A 16,000-nucleotide genomic window follows, 5' to 3' on the forward strand; every position below is an offset into this window, starting at 1 on the left:
CCCTCCAGGCTACGCGTCGGCGTTCGTCCCGAGCTCGCGCTGGCGAGCGGCGACGACGTCTTCGACGCGTCCGAACAGCGGATGGTCGGCCTCCAGCCCGGTCACCTTCGCGGTGACGGATGCCGCGTCCTGGGTGCGCAGCATCCGCTGGAGGTCGACCGACTGGGCGTCCTCGGCGTCGTCGAAGGCCAGCGCGGCGGAGATCGCGTCGAGGAGCCCCTCCACGCCGAGCCCGCGGTCCATCGCCTGCGCTGCCGGACCGATGAAGCGCTCGTGGCGGGAGAGCTTCCGCAGCGGCTGCCGCCCGACGCGCCAGACGGTGTCCGGGAGCACGTCGTTGCGGAAACGATCGATGATGGTCGCCCGGTAGTCCGCGAGATCTTCCGCGTCGAGTCCGTGCTTGGCCACGAGCAGTGCCGACGTCTCGCGAAGTGCGGCATCCACGCGTGCGGCGACGGCGTCGTCGGCCAGCGCCGCCGCGATCGTGTCGGACCCGGCCGCGGCGCCGAAGTAGGCGGCGGTGGCGTGACCGGTGTTGACGGTGAAGAGCTTCCGCTCGATGTAGGGGGCGAGGTCATCGACGAAGTGCGCGCGGGGGATGACCGGCGGCTCCTCACCGAAGGGGCCGCGCTCGATGGCCCACTCGAAGAACGGCTCGACGGTGACGTCCACTCCGCCGCCCTCGGGCTGCGCGGGGACGATGCGGTCCACGGCGGTGTTCGCGAACACCGCGCGGCCCTCGAGTGCGTCCCACGCGCCGCCGGCAGCGACCGTCATCTCCTCTCGGAGGAGGTCGGTGGCATTGATGGCGTTCTCGCACGCCATGATCTGCAAGGGCGGCGACGACGGGTCGCGCAGCGCGAGCCCCGCGACGATGTGAGGCGCGACGAAGCGCAGCACGGTCGGGCCGACGGCGGTGGTGACCACGTTCGCGCCGGCGATCTCGTCGATGAGGGCCTCGGCGTTCTCCGCCGAGTTGATCGCCCGGAACCCGGTGACGACGGTGTCGACACCTCCGGGACCCGCCTCGTGCACGGTGTAGCTGTCGACGGCGTTGATCGCATCGACGAGCGGGGCTGCGACGTCGGAGAAGACGACCTCATAGCCGCCCTCGTGGAGGAGGAGGCCGACGAAGCCGCGACCGATGTTGCCGGCGCCGAAGTGGACGGCCTTCATCCGACGCCCGCCGCCGACACCAGCTCGAAGAGCTCCTCGGGGGTCTGCGCCGCCTTGAGTTTGGCGACCTCGTCCTCCTCGGAGAAGAGGATGGCGATCTGGGAGAGGATCTCCAGGTGCTCGTCGCCCTTGCCGGCGATCCCGACGACGAAACTGACGTGCTCTCCGCCCCAGTCGACGCCGCCGTCGTAGCGCACGACCGACAGGGCCGATTCGAGGATGGCGTCCTTCGTCTCGTTCGTGCCGTGCGGGATGGCGAGCTCGTTGCCCATGTAGGTCGAGACCGTCTCCTCCCGCTGCTGCATGGCGTCGAAGTAGGCGCCGGTGACGGCGCCGACCGACTCGAGGATGCCGGCGGCTTCGCGCATCGCCTCCTCGCGGGTCGCGCTGCCGGAGTGGATGCGCACCTGTCCGGTGCCGAGAACGTCACGTGCCATGTCGTCGCCTTTCTTCGCGAGCGGATGCTCGATTCCTGCGTGTCGGGTGCTCTCCCGAACGGATGCCGCGGCATCCGGTGTCCGGAAAAGCCGCGGGGCCGGGGGCATCACGCCGGCCCGACCCCGCGGCAGCGGGGATGCCTACACCCCATCCTCGTGCTGTGCACGGACGAGGTCTACGACCTCGTCGTACTTCGGGGAGTTCATGAAGTTGTCCACCGAGATGTGGATCGCGTCCGGCGTCTGCTGCCGGGCTCGGTCCGTGAGCTGGTTCTGAGTGATCACCAGGTCGGCGGAGGAGTCGAGGTTCGCGATCGCCTTGTTGACGACCGTGACGTCCTCCACGCCTGCCTTCTTGAACTTGTTGCGGAGGACGCTCGCGCCCATCGCCGAGGATCCCATTCCGGCGTCGCAGGCGAACACGATGTTCTTCACCTCGCGCTCGGTGGCCGTGGCCGCCGCTCCCGCCGCACCGCCCGCGCCGGTCGCCGCGCCCCCGCGGAGCCCGCCGAGGTGGTCGGAGGACTTGCCCTTGGCCGCCTCGGTCTGAGTGATCGCCGCACCGAACGCGTCGTCGGTGGCTGCCATCGACTCGAGGTCGCGCTTGCGGGAGGCCCTGAGGATCACGGCGGAGATGACGAAGGTCACCGCGGCCGAGAGGATCACAGAGAGGATCACCGCGAAGTACGCGCCCTGCGCCGTCTGCAGCAGCACCGCGATGATGCTGCCCGGTGCCGCGGGGGCGCGCAACGCGCCGCCGAGGAGCATGTTGGTGGTGACACCGGTCATGCCGCCGGCGATCAGCGCGACGATCAGGACGGGCTTCATCAGGGCGTACGGGAAGTACACCTCGTGGATGCCGCCGAAGAACTGGATCACGGCGGCACCGGGAGCCGAGGCGCGGGCGGCGCCCAGACCGAAGATGGTGAACGCCAGGAGCAGTCCGACACCGGGGCCGGGGTTGGCCTCGAGGAGGAACAGGATCGACGAACCGGTCTCGGCGGCCTGCGTGACGCCGAGCGGGGTCAGCACACCGTGGTTGATGGCGTTGTTCAGGAAGAACACCTTCGCCGGTTCGATGAGGATGCTGGTCAAGGGCAGGAGGTTCATCTCCACCAGCCAGTTCACCGCGGTGCTCAACGCCTGCATGATGCCGTTGACCAGCCACGCCACCGGGTAGAACCCGACGACGGCCATGACGAAGCCCCAGATGCCGGCGGAGAACATGTTGACGAGCATCTCGAAGCCCGCCTTGATCTTCCCCTCCCAGATCGAGTCGATCTTCTTCATCGTCCACGCGCCGAGCGGACCCAGGATCATCGCACCGATGAACATGTGGACCTGGCCGAGCTGCGATGCGCCCTCGGGGAGAGCGGCGTTGATGTTCGCCACGATGAGGTCGGATCCCGCGATGGCGCCCATCGTCGCGATCGAGCCGACCACGCCGCCACGGATGCCGTAGACCATCGTCCCGCCCGTGTAGGCGATGAGGATCGGCAGCAGGTAGTGGATGAACGGACCGACGATCGTGGCGAGATCGGCGTTGGGTGTCCATCCCACGTCGATGAAGAACGCAGTGAAGATGCCCCACGCGATCAGCGCGGGGATGTTCGGCATGATCATGCCGGAGAGGAACGTTCCGAAGCGCTGGACGTGCACCTGCGCCTTGGATCCGCCCTTCGAGGGTGCGGACGCCGTTGTCATTGCTGTGTCTCCTTCTGGTGGGTCCTCGCCGCGGCGGTCATCGCCGCGGCTCGTGCGGTCGCCGCGTCCGTCGCGGCGAGGGTGGCGTCGGCGATGACTCGGGCATCGTCGAGGGTGTGCTCGAGCAGGGTCGCCCGAACATCGGCGAGAGCAGTGGGGGCCATCGACAGGGACGTCGCGCCGAGACCGACCAGGACCACCGCGAGCAGCGGGTCGGCGGCGGCCTCGCCGCAGATGCCGACGGGCTTGCCGCGCTCCGCTCCCGCACGCCCGACCTCTCGGATCAGGCGGAGGACGGCGGGGTGCCACGGGTCCTGGAAAGACGCCACCGAGCCGAGGAGGCGGTCGGCGGCGAGGGTGTACTGCGTGAGGTCGTTCGTGCCGATGGAGGCGAAGTCGGCCGACGCGAGGATGTGGTCGGCCAGGAGCGCCGAGGAGGGCACCTCCACCATGACGCCTGCGGTCTTGACGCCGTACTCGCGTGCGACGGCGGTGAAGTACTCCGTCTCCTCGACCGTGGACACCATCGGCGCCATCACCCAGAGGTCGGCATCCGTCGCCGCGTCCGCCTCGGCGAGAGCCGTCAGCTGCTCGCGGAGGATGTCCTCGCTCGCGCGGAGGGCGCGCAGGCCCCGGAGGCCGAGCGCCGGGTTCTCCTCGTGCGCGTCGTTGAGGAAGGGGAGCGGCTTGTCGGCGCCGGCATCGAGCACCCGGACGACCACCTTCTTGCCGGGGAAGGCCTGCAGCAGCTGCGTGTACGCGTCGCGCTGCTGCTCAACGGTCGGGGCCTGCGCGGACGAGAGGAAGAGGAACTCGGTGCGGAACAGGCCCACGCCTTCGGCTCCGAGGGCGACGGCCTCGGCCGCGGCGGCGGGGTTCCCGAGGTTCGCCAGCAGCGGCACCGCGGTCCCGTCGGCGAGGGCGCCGTCGGTGATCGGAGCGGATGCCGCGGACGCGCGGGCATCGGCCCGGTGCTGCGCCTGGGCCCGCTCCTCGTCGGTGGGGTTCGTGGTCACGACTCCCTTGGCGGCGTCGACGATGACCGTCTCGCCGTCGACGAGGTCCTTCGCCGCACCCGCGCCGACGATCGCGACGATCGACTTCTCCCGCGCGAGGATCGCGGTGTGGGAGGTCGGGCCGCCCTCGGTGGTGACGAGCGCGAGGACCTTGTCGAGGTCGAGCAGTGCGGTGTCGGCGGGGGCGAGATCCTTGGCGACCAGGACGAACGGATGCCCGGGGTCGGGCACGCCGGGAGCGGCGACGCCGCGCAGCCGCGCGATCACCCGCTGCGCCACGTCGTCGAGGTCGGCGGCGCGCTCGCCGAGGTAGCCGCCGAGGGCGGTGAGCTGCTCCCGGAAGGACGCGAAGGCGTCGTGGACGGCGAACTCGCCTGTCTTCCCCGCGCGGATGCGGGTGCCGACCTCGTCGGCGAGGGTCGGGTCCTCGGCCATCATGGCCTGCGCCTCGAGCACGTCGCGCGCGGCACCGCCGGCCTGCGCGCCGCGCTCCTCCAGCTCGCGGGCGACGGCGGCGACGGCATCCGTCACCCGCGCGGTCTCCTCGTCGGGGGTGAGCGCGCTCGGCTCGTCCGGGGGAGCGGGCAGCGGCTCCGCCATCCGGGCCACGGGCCCCTGGGCGACTCCGAGTCCGATTCCGACTCCTCTGATCTCCGTCATCATGCCTCCGCGTCGTGGTCGGTGGACAGCAGTTCGCTGAGCGCGTCGATGGTCTTCTCGGCGGCGTCGCCCTCGGCCGTGAGGGTGACGTAGTCGCCGTGCTCGATGCCGAGCGCGATCACGCCGAGGATGCTGGCCGCGTTCACGGGGGATCCGGCATCCTTCGCGATCGTGACGGGGATGCCGGCGTCCTTGGCCGCCTGCGCGAAGAGCTTCGCGGGGCGGGCGTGCAGCCCATGCGACGAACCGATGCGCACGGTTCGGGTGATCGGGGGCATGGGGTGACCTCTCTGTCGGTACGGCGGGTCTGGCGGTGTGGCGGGTGGAGCGGGTGTTCAGGGCGAGGCGGCGGCCTGGACGAGCGCGAGGGTCCGCGCGCCGTCCCGGTCGGTGAAGATGTCTTCCGGCAGCAGGACCACCGGGATGTTCCGCTCGGCCGTATCCCGCTCGAAACGCGCCAGCGCGGGGGCGAGGTGCGGTCCGAGGAGGACGACATCGGCGGCATCGACGTCGATCGGGAACGACTGCTCGGTGCCGGCGAAGGCGGACCATGCCAGCCCCTGCTCGTCCGCCGCGCGTCGCACGCGCTGCGCGACGAAGGTGCTGGACGCACCCGCACCGCAGACGATCAGGATCCTCATCGACCCGCCTCCTTCGATCCCATCTTGTGAGAACGCTGGGAGCGGGACAACCAGTCCTTCTTCCGCGGGGGCGGAAAGCGCGTGTCCGACGTGGTTGACTGGCACGCATCGACGCGAGACGAGGGCGGGGGTGAGTCGGTGACACGGGCGCGACAGGACCGGTTGCTCAGCCTCCTCGTCCGCGACGGCGACTGGTCCACCGCCGCGACCCTCGCCGACGCGCTCGGGGTCACTCCGCGCAGCATCCGCTCGTACGTCACCGCGGTGAACGCGCGCGTCGCCCCCGGCGTCGCCGTCGAGTCCGGCCCGCACGGCTACCGGGCAGGACCGGATGCCGGTGCCGCGGCACGCTCCGGCACAGAGAGCGGCACCCCGCGCGATCGCCTGCACCGGCTCGTGCGCGCCCTCCTGGACACCCCCGACGGCATCGACGTGTTCGAGACCGCGGACGCCCTCCACGTCAGCTCCGCGACCCTCGACGCCGACCTCGCGCGCGTCCGCGGCCTCCTCGGCGGCACGGAGCTCACGCTGGAGCGCTCCGCCTCGACGGCCCGACTGCGCGGTACCGAGGCGGCGCAGCGGCGGCTGCTGAGCCGACTGGCCCACGACGAGATGGATGCCGGCTCGTTCGACCTGCAGGCGCTGCGGCGGACCCTCGGCGAGGAGTCCGTGGGTCAGAACGCCTTCGGCCCCTTCAAGACCGAGCTGGTCTCGCGCCTCGGCGAGCGCGGGTGGTTCGTCAACGAGCTCGGCATGGCCGATGTCGTCATGCACATCGCGATCGCCGCCGACCGCGTGGCCCAGGGGCGGGCCCTCGAGGGCACCGGAGCGGCATCCGGAGACTCCCACGCGGAGGTCGAGCGGATCCTCGCCGAGCTCGCCGAGCGGCATCTCGGCGTCCGGCTCGGCGCGGGGGATCAGCAGCACCTGGCCACCCTCGTCCTCACGCGCATCGTCGCACCCGGTGCGCCCGGCAGCGGGTCGGACCTCGACACCGCCCGCGAGGGCGCCCGCGACCGGGTGGAGCCCGAGGTTGAGCACGCGGTCCGCTCGGTGGTGCAGCAGGCGGCGGCGGAGTTCCTCGTCGACATCGCCCATGAGGACTTCATCCTCCGCCTCGCCCTGCACGTGCAGAACCTGCGCCTGCGGGCGCGCGAACAGGCGTGGTCGCGGAACCCCCTCACGCGCTCGCTCAAGGCGACCTACCCGATGATCTTCGACGTCGCGGTCTTCATCGCCAACGGCCTGCACGAGCAGCTCGGCATCCCGCTGATGGACGACGAGATCGCCTACATCGCCATGCACGTGGGCGGTCGGCTCGAGCGCAGCCGCCGCGCCGACCAGCTGCTCACGGCGACGATCGTGTGCCCCGGCTACTACGAGCTGCACGAGCTCCTGCGCTCGAGCGTGGACCGCTCCCTCGGGCAGGCGATCGAGGTCGTCGGCGTGGAGACGCGGGTCGACCCCGACTGGGCGGCGATCGACAGCGACCTCGTCCTGACCACGATCGATCCGCCGACGCCGGGGGACCGGTTCGTGCGCATCCAGCCCTTCCTGACGGATGCCGATGTCGAGCGTGTGCAGACCGCGGCCGGCCGCGTCCGCCGCGCCCGGCGCCTCGCGCGCCTGCGCACCGAGCTCGAGCGGTACTTCTCGCCCGACGCGTTCGTGCGCGGCTTCGCCGACGCGTCCGAGGACGCCGGGAACGCGGCATCCGTCATCCGGCGGCTGGGGGCGACGCTCGTCGAGCAGGGGGTCATCGACGAGGACTACGTCGAGCGCACGATCCAACGCGAGGAGCTGTCGTCGACGGCGTTCACCGATGCGCTCGCGGTGCCGCACGCGATCGGGATGACGGCGACGCGCACTGCGATCGCGATCGGCATCGCCGACCCGTCGATCCCGTGGGGCGATGGGCGCGTGCAGGTCGTGGCGCTCGTGGCCTTCTCGGAGACCGACCGCGAAGCGTTCCAGACGGTCTTCGAGCAGTTCGTCGAGGTCTTCTCCGAGCGCGACAGCGTCCAGCGCATCGTCCGACGCGCGGTCGACTTCAGCGGCTTCCTCGACGAGCTCGTCGCCGTCATCGACGGGTAGCGCTCCCGCTGGGGTGTGCGCTCCGGTCGTTCGGGTGGCAGGTGCGGCCGTCTCACCCGCCGGGAGGGGGCGATGACTGCCACACGAACGACCAACCCGAACGAACGAGCCCGCGACGCGGTCAGCGGGCGAGGCGGGCGCGGAGGCCCTTCTGCACGGCCGGCCACTCGTGCGGGAGGATCGAGAAGACGACGGTGTCGCGGAGAGTCCCGTCCGGCCCGAGTCGGTGGTTGCGCAGGACGCCGTCCTGCTTGGCTCCCAAGCGCGCGATCGCCTCGCGCGACTGACGGTTGTGCCAGTGGGTGCGGAACTCCACCGCGATCGCGTCGCAGTCCTCGAACGCGTGCGCGAGCAGGAGCAGCTTCGCGGCGGTGTTCACCGAGGTCCGCTGCGCGGAGACGCCGATCCAGGTGTGCCCGATCTCGACGTGCCGATTCGGCTGGTCGATGTTGCAGAACGTCGTCACCCCGACGACGCGTCCCGTCGCGAGCCGCCGCACGGCCCAGGGGTTCATCGCGCCCTCGTCGCGCCACGCGAGACGCCGACGGATGTCGTCCTCCACCTCGTGCGGATGCGGCACCTGCGTGTACCAGGCGTGCTCCAGACCCCGCGCAGCCTCGGCGAGGTCGGGCCCGTGGTCGAGGGAGAGCGGTTCGAGGCGGACGTGGTCGTCGGCGAGGGTGACGGGCTCTCTCAGCAGCACCCTTCCACCGTAGAGGGTCGCTTCGGGAAGGTCAGCGGGCGGATGTCGTCGCGGTGCGCGCCGCCGCCACCGCGCGTCGCCCGGCCGGGGGCCACACCGCCGCGCCGATCACCGTGAAGGTCAGCAGGCCCGCGGCCACCAGCAGCATCTCGATCGCGATGACGTCGGCGAGCGGGCCGAACACCGTCATCCCGATGGGCATCGCCACGGCCATCACGATCCCGACGAATCCGAAGACGCGTCCCTGACGCTCGGGTTCCACGGTCTCCTGCAGGAGCGTCATCGACGGGGTGGAGAAGAACGGCACGGCGAGGCCGACGAGGAACATGAAGGCGAAGAAGACCCAGATGTTCGCCGAGAGCCCGAGACCGATGGAGAGCGCGCCGAAGCTCAGCGACGAGACGATGATCATCCCGATGCGGCTGCGGCGGGCGAAGAAGCTCGCCACGAGGATGCCGCCGAGCACCATGCCGACGCTGAAGCTCACCTCGAGGATCGCCAGGTTCACGACATCCTGCTCGGTGCCGGCGGGGAAGGAGCGCACGAGCATCAGCGGGGTGAGGTTCGAGGGCGCGACGGTGAGCAGGAAGATGATGGCGAAGACGACGAGCAGCCAGCGCACGAAAGCGTGGTGCGCGATGTAGCGGATGCCGTCGACCAGGTCGGCGAAGTACCCGGGGGTCTCGGTGCGCACCCGCCGGATCGTGGGGACGGCGATGGTGGCGAGGATCGCGATCCCGATCACCGCGGTGACCACGTCGATCAGGAAGATCGGGATGAGGGATGCCGCGCTCCCGCCGTTCACCGCCGATGACCACGCGAAGATCGCGCCGGCACCCGCGGGGGCGAGGAGCGCCATCGCCGACTGGATCGATCCGTTGACGCCGTTCACGCGCAGGAGGTGGCGGGTCGGGGTGATCTGCGGGATCAAGGCCGACACGGCGGGCATCTGGATGCCGGTACCCGCCGAGCGCACGGCGAGCGCGGCGAAGATGATCCACACCGCGTCGTAGCCGCTGAGGAGGATCACCGCCAGAACCAAGGTCGCCAGGGCGATCGAGGCATCCGCGGCCATGATGAGGAGCTTGCGGTTGTGCCGGTCGGCCCACACCCCGCCGAAGATCGACACGATCGCCTGCGGGAGGAAGCCGAACACCGCCGCCAGGGCCATGATCACGCCGGACTGGTAGGTGATGGTGAGGTACCAGAACACGGCGTACTGCACGAGCATCGACCCGAGGAGACTCACCGTCTGCCCGCTGAGGAAGAGGACGACCTTGCGCAGCCAGTGCGGCGGATCGTCGCTCGGGACGGGTTCGGCCGGACCGCCCGCCTCGTCGCGGGCGTCGTCCGTCGTGTCCGGTCTCTCCTCCTCGTTCACGTCACCCCTCTCGTGCACCTCAGGCGGAGAGCGCGTCGACGAGCGTGCGCATCGCACCGGTGACCGCATGGATGCGCGCCGCCGCGTCGTCGGCCGAGTCGCCGCGGACGTCGAGGTACACCTTGAGTTTCGGCTCGGTCCCGCTCGGACGCACGATGACGCGCGAGCCGTCCGCGAGCCAGTACCGCAGCACATCGCCGGGGGGCAGGTCGTCGACGCCCGTGAGCAGGTCGTCGACGCGGGAGACCTCGACCTCGCCGATCCGCGCGGGCGGATCGGCGCGGAGGGCGGTCATGACGCGTCCGATCACGGAGAGGTCGTCCACGCGCACCGAGATCTGGTCGCTCGCGAAGAAGCCGAACGTCTCGTCGAACTCGTTCAACAGGTCCCGGATGCCGCGGCCCTCTGTCCGGGCGTCCGACACCATTCCGAGGAAGGCCACGGCGGCGGAGATGCCGTCCTTGTCGCGTACCGTCTCGGGGTTCACGAGGTATCCGAGGGCCTCCTCGAATCCGAAGACGATGCCGGGCGCGCGGGAGATCCACTTGAACCCGGTCAACGTCGCCGCCGACCGCAGGCCGAAGTGCTCGGCGACCGTCTGCAGGCCGGGGGACGACACCAGCGAGCACGCGAGGGTGCCGTCGGCGACGCCCGACTCCGCCGCGAGGCGCGCCGCCCGCCAGCCGAGCAGCAGGCCGATCTGGTTGCCGGTCAGCCGGCGCCAGCCGCCCTCCGCGGCCTCGTCCGGAACCGCGACGGCCAGGCGGTCGGCGTCCGGATCGTTGGCGATGACGAGGTCGGCGCCGTGCTCGCGTGCCGTGGCGAAGGCGAGGTCCATCGCGCCGGGCTCCTCCGGGTTGGGGAAGGCGACCGTCGGGAAGGCGCCGTCGGGATCACGCTGGGCGTCGACGGTGATCGGGGCCGGATATCCGGCGCGGTCGACGATGCGCTGCACCGTCTCCCATCCGACGCCGTGCATGGCGGTGTACACCCACCGGAGCCCCTCGGCGCCGGCAGATGCGGGGGCCACCGCGGCGGTCGCGGCGACGTACGCCTCGACGACCGACTCGGGCGCCGTCTCGAAGGCGAGGGAGCGCGGGATGGCCGCCGCATCACCCTCGGCGGCGACGCGGTCGATGTGGGCGGCGATCTCGGCGTCCACCGGGGCGACGATCTGCGCGCCCTCGTCGGCGCCGCCGAGGTAGACCTTGTACCCGTTGTCGTTCGGCGGGTTGTGGCTCGCGGTGACCATGACTCCGGCATCCGCGCCGAGGTGACGGACGGCGAACGCGAGCACCGGGGTGGGAAGCAGGCGCGGAAGGAGGATCGCGCGCAGGCCCGCGCCGGCGAAGATCTGCGCGGAGTCCTCGGCGAAGACGCGGGAGTTGCGGCGTCCGTCGTAGCCGACGACGACCGTGGGGACGTGTGCGGTCTCGCTCCCGCCCTCGGGCGCATCGGCGTCGGTTCCGGGCGCATCGTACTCACCGAGTCCCGCCCGCTCGCGGAGGAAGGCGGCGAAGCCGGCTGCGGCCTGGGCGACGAGCACCCGGTTCATGCGATTGGGGCCGGCGCCGAGCTCTCCGCGCAGGCCCGCCGTCCCGAAGGCGAGGCGTGCGCCGAAGCGATCGGCGAGGTCGGCCGCGGCATCCGCGTCGCCCTCGTCTGTCGCGGCGAGGAGACCCTCGAGCTCGGCGCGGGTCTCGGGGTCGGGGTCCTGCGCGAGCCAGGCGCGCGCTGCGGCGACGGCGCCTTCGACAGCGCCTTCTGCGATGCTCACAGCGCCTCGATGACGCGGGCCAGCAGCGAAGAGATCACCGGCTCGGCCTCGCGACCGGCGTCGATGACCTCCTGGTGGCTCAGCGGAGTGGTCTGGATGCCGGCGGCGAGGTTCGTGATGAGCGAGAAGCCGAGGATTTCCATGCCCGCCTGGCGCGCCGCGATCGCCTCGAGCGCCGTGGACATGCCGACGATGTCGCCGCCGATCGCGCGGGCCATCCGCACCTCGGCGGGGGTCTCGTAGTGGGGTCCGCGGAACTGGCAGTAGACGCCCTCGTCGAGGGTCGGATCGACCGTCCGGGCGACGTCGCGCAGCCGCGCGGAGTACAGGTCCGTGAGGTCGATGAAGGTCGCGCCCTCCAGGGGAGAGGCGGCCGTGAGGTTGATGTGATCGCTGATGAGGACGGGCTGTCCGGCCTTCCAGCCGGCCTTGATGCCGCCCGCTCCGTTGGTCAGGACCATCGTCTTCACACCGGTCGCGGCGGCCGTCCGCACGCTGTGCACGACGCGACGCACGCCGTGGCCCTCGTAGAAGTGGGTGCGCGCGCCGATGACGAGCACGCGCCGGCCCTGCGGGGTCAGGATGCTGCGGATCGTGCCGGCGTGACCGGCGAGCGCGGGGGCGCTGAAGCCGGTGACCTCGGTGGCGGGTAAGGAGGCGGTGGTCTCGCCGATGAGCTCCGCTGCCTTGCCCCAGCCGCTGCCGAGGGTGAGGGCGATGTCGTGCTGCTCGACCCCGGTGAGGCGAGCGATGTCCCCGGCGGCGACGCGGGCGACCTCGAAGGGGTCGGCGGCGGGGTCGTCGAGGGGGTGGGCGAAGGTCTGTGACATGGACCCCACCTTAGATTCCCGGCGGGGCGCCGGGCCACATGGACCCTCGAGTCGTGGGGCCCGCCCCGGAGGAGACAGAATGGAGGACATGTCTGTGAGCTTCGAGCGCACTCAGCGGGTCGCCATCCTCGGTGGCGGACCCGGAGGCTACGAGGCGGCGCTCGCCGCCGCCCAGCTCGGGGCCGAGGTGACGGTCGTCGAGCGGGCCGGTATCGGAGGGTCCGCGGTGATCACCGACGTCGTGCCGTCGAAGTCGCTGATCGCGACGGCCGACGCCGCCGTCGCGATCGCGGGCGCCAGCGACCTGGGGGTCCAGCTGTATGCGCGCGGCGACGAGGGTCGGCCGCTGAAGCCGCAGATCGCCATCAACCTCGCCGCCGTGAACCGGCGCCTGCTCGCGCTGGCACGTCAGCAGTCCGACGACATGCGCGCCTCGCTCGCCGAGGCCGGCGTCCGCCTCATCTCCGGGCACGGCCGTCTCGAGGGCGACAACGCCGTCGTGGTGTCGACCGGCCCCGGCGGCACCGACTTCGACCGCGTGGAGGCCGACACCCTCGTGGTGTCGGTCGGCGCCTCCCCGCGGGAGCTGCCGAGCGCGCCGCCGGACGGCGAGCGCATCCTCACCTGGACGCAGCTGTACGACATGAAGGCGCTCCCCGAGCACCTCATCGTCGTGGGGTCGGGCGTGACGGGGGCGGAGTTCGCGGGCGCGTACATGAACCTCGGCTCGAAGGTGACGCTGATCTCCAGCCGCGACCAGGTCCTCCCGGGTGAGGACGCCGATGCCGCCGCAGTGCTCGAGCGCGTGTTCACGCGCGGGGGCATGACGGTCCTGTCGAAGTCCCGCGCCGAGAACGTCCAGCGCCAGGGCGACGGGGTCGTGGTCACCCTCTCGGACGGGCGCACGGTCGAGGGCAGTCACTGCCTCATGGCGGTCGGGTCGATCCCCAACACCGCCGGCATCGGGCTGGAGGCCGCGGGCGTCCAGATGACCGACTCGGGCCACATCCAGGTCAACCGCGCAGCCCGCACCTCGGTACCGAACATCTACGCCGCCGGTGACTGCACCACCTTCATCCCTCTCGCCTCGGTCGCCTCCATGCAGGGCCGCACCGCGATCTTCCACGCGCTCGGCGACGTCGTCATCCCGCTGGATCGCCGCCGTATCGCGTCGAACATCTTCACCGCGCCGGAGATCGCGACGGTGGGCTGGCAGGAGAGGGACATCGACGCCGGCACCATCGACGGGGTCGTCCACAAGATGCCGCTCGCCGCCAATGCGCGCGCGAAGATGATGAGCATCAAGGACGGGTTCGTCAAGCTCATCGCGCGTCAGGGGTCGGGCACCGTCATCGGCGGCGTCATCGTCGGGCCCCGGGCATCCGAGCTGATCTATCCGATCGCGATCGCCGTCGAGAGGCGCCTCACCGTCGACCAGGTCTCGCGGGTGTTCGCCGTCTACCCGTCGCTCTCGGGGAGCATCACCGATGCGGCGCGGGCCATGCACGTGGTCGACCACACCGTCTACGGGGAGTGACCCCGGGCGCCGCGACACCCCTTTCCGGCGCGGGGCACCGTCCCTAGACTTCGCTCGTGCCGATCCATCCCGCCGCGTCGTCGCCCACCGGAGCCTCCGGGGGCACGGCATCCGTTCCCCACGTCGATCCGACGCTGACGACCGTTCCCGACGGTCAGCAGGACGTCACGGTCGTCGCGGCCATCGACGGGCTGAGCTACATCGACCCGGACGACCCGGCGATGCCGTCGTACCGCGTCATCGCCAACAACCGTCAGCCCGTGGCGCTGCGCGACATGATGATCCTCCCGGTGCGCACCGGCTACATCGGTCAGGACCGTGCCCAGCCCGACCCTGCGCTCGTGCCGCCCACGGGCGCCGACGCGGTGCCGGGAGTGGACGTGACCACCGTCTACCTTCCGGTCCGGGACGGCGTGGCGCGCTGCCTTGTCTACCGGCCCTCCGCCCTGCCGGACGGTCCGCTGCCGGTGATCCTCTACGCCCACGGCGGCGGGTTCACCGTCGGCTCCGCGGAGGACACCGACTACACCACGCGGCGTCTGGCGGCGGATGCCGGAGCCGTCGTGGTCTCGGCGAATTACCGCCTCGCACCCGAGTATCCGTTCCCGACGCCGCTCGACGATGTCGTCGACGTCTACGCGTGGCTGCGCACGGACGCCCATCGCATCGGGGGAGACCCCGGGCGGATCGCCGTGGCGGGCGACAGCGCCGGGTCGAACTTCGCCGCGGCTCTCCCGATCGCGGCGCGCAGCCGCGGGATCGCCCTGCCCCAGGCGGTGGTGATGTTCGGCGCCTTCGTCGACTTCGCGCAGGAGCGGTGGCCGTCGTTCCAGGCGCTCGCGCCGCGGGGGATCGTCTACGACAGTGCGTTCTTCGGCTTCATCCGCGGCGCCTACCTGCCGACGACGTCATGGACCGATCCGCTTGCGAGCCCGATCTACGCCGATCTGACCGGATACCCGCCGACCTTCCTGACCACGGGTACGCACGACCCGATCATCGATTCCGGCCGGGCGTTCGCGACGCTGCTCGAGGAGGCGGGCGGCATCGCCGACGGCTACTGGCCCGCCGGGATGCCGCACGGATTCGCGTTCTTTCCCGACGTGCAGAACCCGGAGGGCGACATCGCCTACGCGCGGGTGAAGGCCTTCCTCGCCGCTCACCTCTAGCTGGGAAGCGCCGAGAGGACGGCCTTGACCGTCGCCGACACCGCATCGACGGTCATCCCCTGCCCCAGCACTACGACGGTGTTCGAGCCGTCCGACGCCGTCACCTCGATGCGCGCTGCGCCGTGATCGGAAGGACGATCACGGCGTACGGCTTGGAGATCGTCGAGGGTGAGCCGCTCTCCCTCGACGCCTCGCGGGTCCATCAGCCCGGGGTAGGCCCACACCCAGGCGGCGTTCGTGAGGGAGCCGGTCGACTCCGTACCGCCCCAGACGCAGAACGTCGCGGCTCCGGCCGCGACGAGGGTGTCCCAGATGGGGCCCTGCGGAATGTCATCCGTCCCGAGTGCGCTGAGCGTTCCGACTCCTGCCGTCGGCTCGATGAGCGGTGCGAGGGAGTCGCATGTCGGCGCGGTCGCTGAGGGTAGCGGCCGGCTCGCCAGTTCGATCGAGTCGATGTTCTCCGCCACGGCATCGGCGACCATCCGGTTGGTCTGCCCGTCCCACCCTTCGACGAACAGGACGGCGGGGCCGACAGTCCGAGTGACGTGGCACCGTCCGCCGCCTTCGCATTCGGTCGCGGTGTCGGTTGTGAACCGATCCGGGACAGCCTCGTGCGGGACGAGGGAGACGATGGAGAGGTTCCCGTCGGTTTGCCACGTGCAGGCCACACCGCCCAGGGTGCGCGTGGCACCGGTGTACGTCTCGGTCGGTCCGTCCGCATCGGTGCCCCCGAGAAACGAGGTCATCAAGTCCGAGGCAATCACGTCGTCGCACGCCACGGACGATGCTTCCGTGGGCGAGGCCGGCGTAGCCGTCTGTGTCGGAATCGGTGTGGGGGCCGGCGTCGATGTCGCCGAGGGAGTCGGTGCGGCATC

At 71.1% G+C, this 16,000-nt stretch carries 14 protein-coding genes; 3 read left to right on the plus strand and 11 right to left on the minus strand.

Annotation, left to right across the window (positions count from 1 at the left end; genetic code table 11):
* Window positions 1-9: 9 nt before the first annotated feature.
* The 6 genes from ABXJ56_RS10735 to ABXJ56_RS10760 all read right to left on the minus strand — a co-directional run bounded on the left by ABXJ56_RS10735 (window position 10) and on the right by ABXJ56_RS10760 (window position 5,634).
* Window positions 10-1,176 carry a mannitol-1-phosphate 5-dehydrogenase gene (locus ABXJ56_RS10735; protein WP_353999657.1) on the minus strand — a complete coding sequence of 389 codons (1,167 nt, stop codon included), beginning with the start codon at window positions 1,174-1,176 and terminating at the stop codon, window positions 10-12.
* Window positions 1,173-1,613, minus strand: coding sequence for a PTS sugar transporter subunit IIA (locus ABXJ56_RS10740; protein WP_353999658.1), 441 nt, complete (start codon window positions 1,611-1,613; stop codon window positions 1,173-1,175). Before ABXJ56_RS10740 ends, ABXJ56_RS10735 begins: the two co-directional genes overlap by 4 nt.
* 141 nt (window positions 1,614-1,754) lie before the next feature.
* Window positions 1,755-3,317, minus strand: a complete 1,563-nt coding sequence (locus ABXJ56_RS10745; RefSeq protein ID WP_353999659.1) for a PTS mannitol transporter subunit IICB — start codon at window positions 3,315-3,317, stop codon at window positions 1,755-1,757.
* Complete coding sequence (ptsP, locus tag ABXJ56_RS10750) at window positions 3,314-4,993, minus strand: phosphoenolpyruvate--protein phosphotransferase (protein ID WP_354000006.1); 1,680 nt, start codon at window positions 4,991-4,993, stop codon at window positions 3,314-3,316. Before ptsP ends, ABXJ56_RS10745 begins: the two co-directional genes overlap by 4 nt.
* Entirely contained in the window at window positions 4,993-5,271 is a 279-nt protein-coding gene (locus ABXJ56_RS10755) for an HPr family phosphocarrier protein (RefSeq protein WP_353999660.1), read from the minus strand. The genes ptsP and ABXJ56_RS10755 overlap by 1 nt, the downstream gene beginning before the upstream one ends.
* 57 nt (window positions 5,272-5,328) lie before the next feature.
* Entirely contained in the window at window positions 5,329-5,634 is a 306-nt protein-coding gene (locus ABXJ56_RS10760; RefSeq protein WP_353999661.1) for a PTS sugar transporter subunit IIB, read from the minus strand.
* Window positions 5,635-5,772: 138 nt separating this feature from the next.
* Between ABXJ56_RS10760 and ABXJ56_RS10765 the strand changes: the two genes are divergently transcribed.
* A complete protein-coding gene (locus tag ABXJ56_RS10765) occupies window positions 5,773-7,728 on the plus strand; it encodes a BglG family transcription antiterminator (RefSeq protein ID WP_353999662.1) in 1,956 nt (651 codons plus the stop codon).
* 121 nt (window positions 7,729-7,849) lie between these two features.
* Here ABXJ56_RS10765 and ABXJ56_RS10770 read toward each other — a convergent pair whose 3' ends face one another.
* Genes ABXJ56_RS10770 through ABXJ56_RS10785 form a run of 4 tightly spaced genes read right to left on the minus strand, consistent with a single transcriptional unit; the run spans window position 7,850 to window position 12,419 of the window.
* Window positions 7,850-8,431: a GNAT family N-acetyltransferase gene (locus ABXJ56_RS10770; RefSeq protein ID WP_353999663.1), complete on the minus strand. Its 582-nt coding sequence runs from the start codon at window positions 8,429-8,431 to the stop codon at window positions 7,850-7,852.
* A 31-nt stretch (window positions 8,432-8,462) separates the two neighbouring features.
* A complete protein-coding gene (locus ABXJ56_RS10775; protein WP_353999664.1) occupies window positions 8,463-9,812 on the minus strand; it encodes an MFS transporter in 1,350 nt (449 codons plus the stop codon).
* 19 nt (window positions 9,813-9,831) lie between these two features.
* Window positions 9,832-11,589 carry a phospho-sugar mutase gene (locus tag ABXJ56_RS10780; RefSeq protein WP_353999665.1) on the minus strand — a complete coding sequence of 586 codons (1,758 nt, stop codon included), beginning with the start codon at window positions 11,587-11,589 and terminating at the stop codon, window positions 9,832-9,834.
* Window positions 11,586-12,419, minus strand: a complete 834-nt coding sequence (locus ABXJ56_RS10785) for a purine-nucleoside phosphorylase (protein WP_353999666.1) — start codon at window positions 12,417-12,419, stop codon at window positions 11,586-11,588. The genes ABXJ56_RS10780 and ABXJ56_RS10785 overlap by 4 nt, the downstream gene beginning before the upstream one ends.
* A gap of 79 nt (window positions 12,420-12,498) precedes the next feature.
* Here ABXJ56_RS10785 and ABXJ56_RS10790 point away from each other — a divergent pair, with 79 nt between their 5' ends.
* Both ABXJ56_RS10790 and ABXJ56_RS10795 read left to right on the plus strand, forming a co-directional pair.
* Window positions 12,499-13,956 (plus strand): NAD(P)H-quinone dehydrogenase, encoded by a 1,458-nt coding sequence (locus tag ABXJ56_RS10790; protein ID WP_353999667.1) that lies wholly within the window; start codon window positions 12,499-12,501, stop codon window positions 13,954-13,956.
* Window positions 13,957-14,012: 56 nt separating this feature from the next.
* Window positions 14,013-15,125: an alpha/beta hydrolase gene (locus ABXJ56_RS10795; RefSeq protein ID WP_353999668.1), complete on the plus strand. Its 1,113-nt coding sequence runs from the start codon at window positions 14,013-14,015 to the stop codon at window positions 15,123-15,125.
* Here the strand turns inward: ABXJ56_RS10795 and ABXJ56_RS10800 are convergent.
* Window positions 15,122-15,871, minus strand: a complete 750-nt coding sequence (locus ABXJ56_RS10800; RefSeq protein ID WP_353999669.1) for a hypothetical protein — start codon at window positions 15,869-15,871, stop codon at window positions 15,122-15,124. The two genes, ABXJ56_RS10795 and ABXJ56_RS10800, sit on opposite strands and share 4 nt — an antisense overlap.
* Between the last annotated feature and the right edge of the window lie 129 nt (window positions 15,872-16,000).

Origin of the sequence: Microbacterium aurantiacum (assembly GCF_040532595.1) — a bacterium.
Classification (GTDB): domain Bacteria; phylum Actinomycetota; class Actinomycetes; order Actinomycetales; family Microbacteriaceae; genus Microbacterium; species Microbacterium chocolatum_B.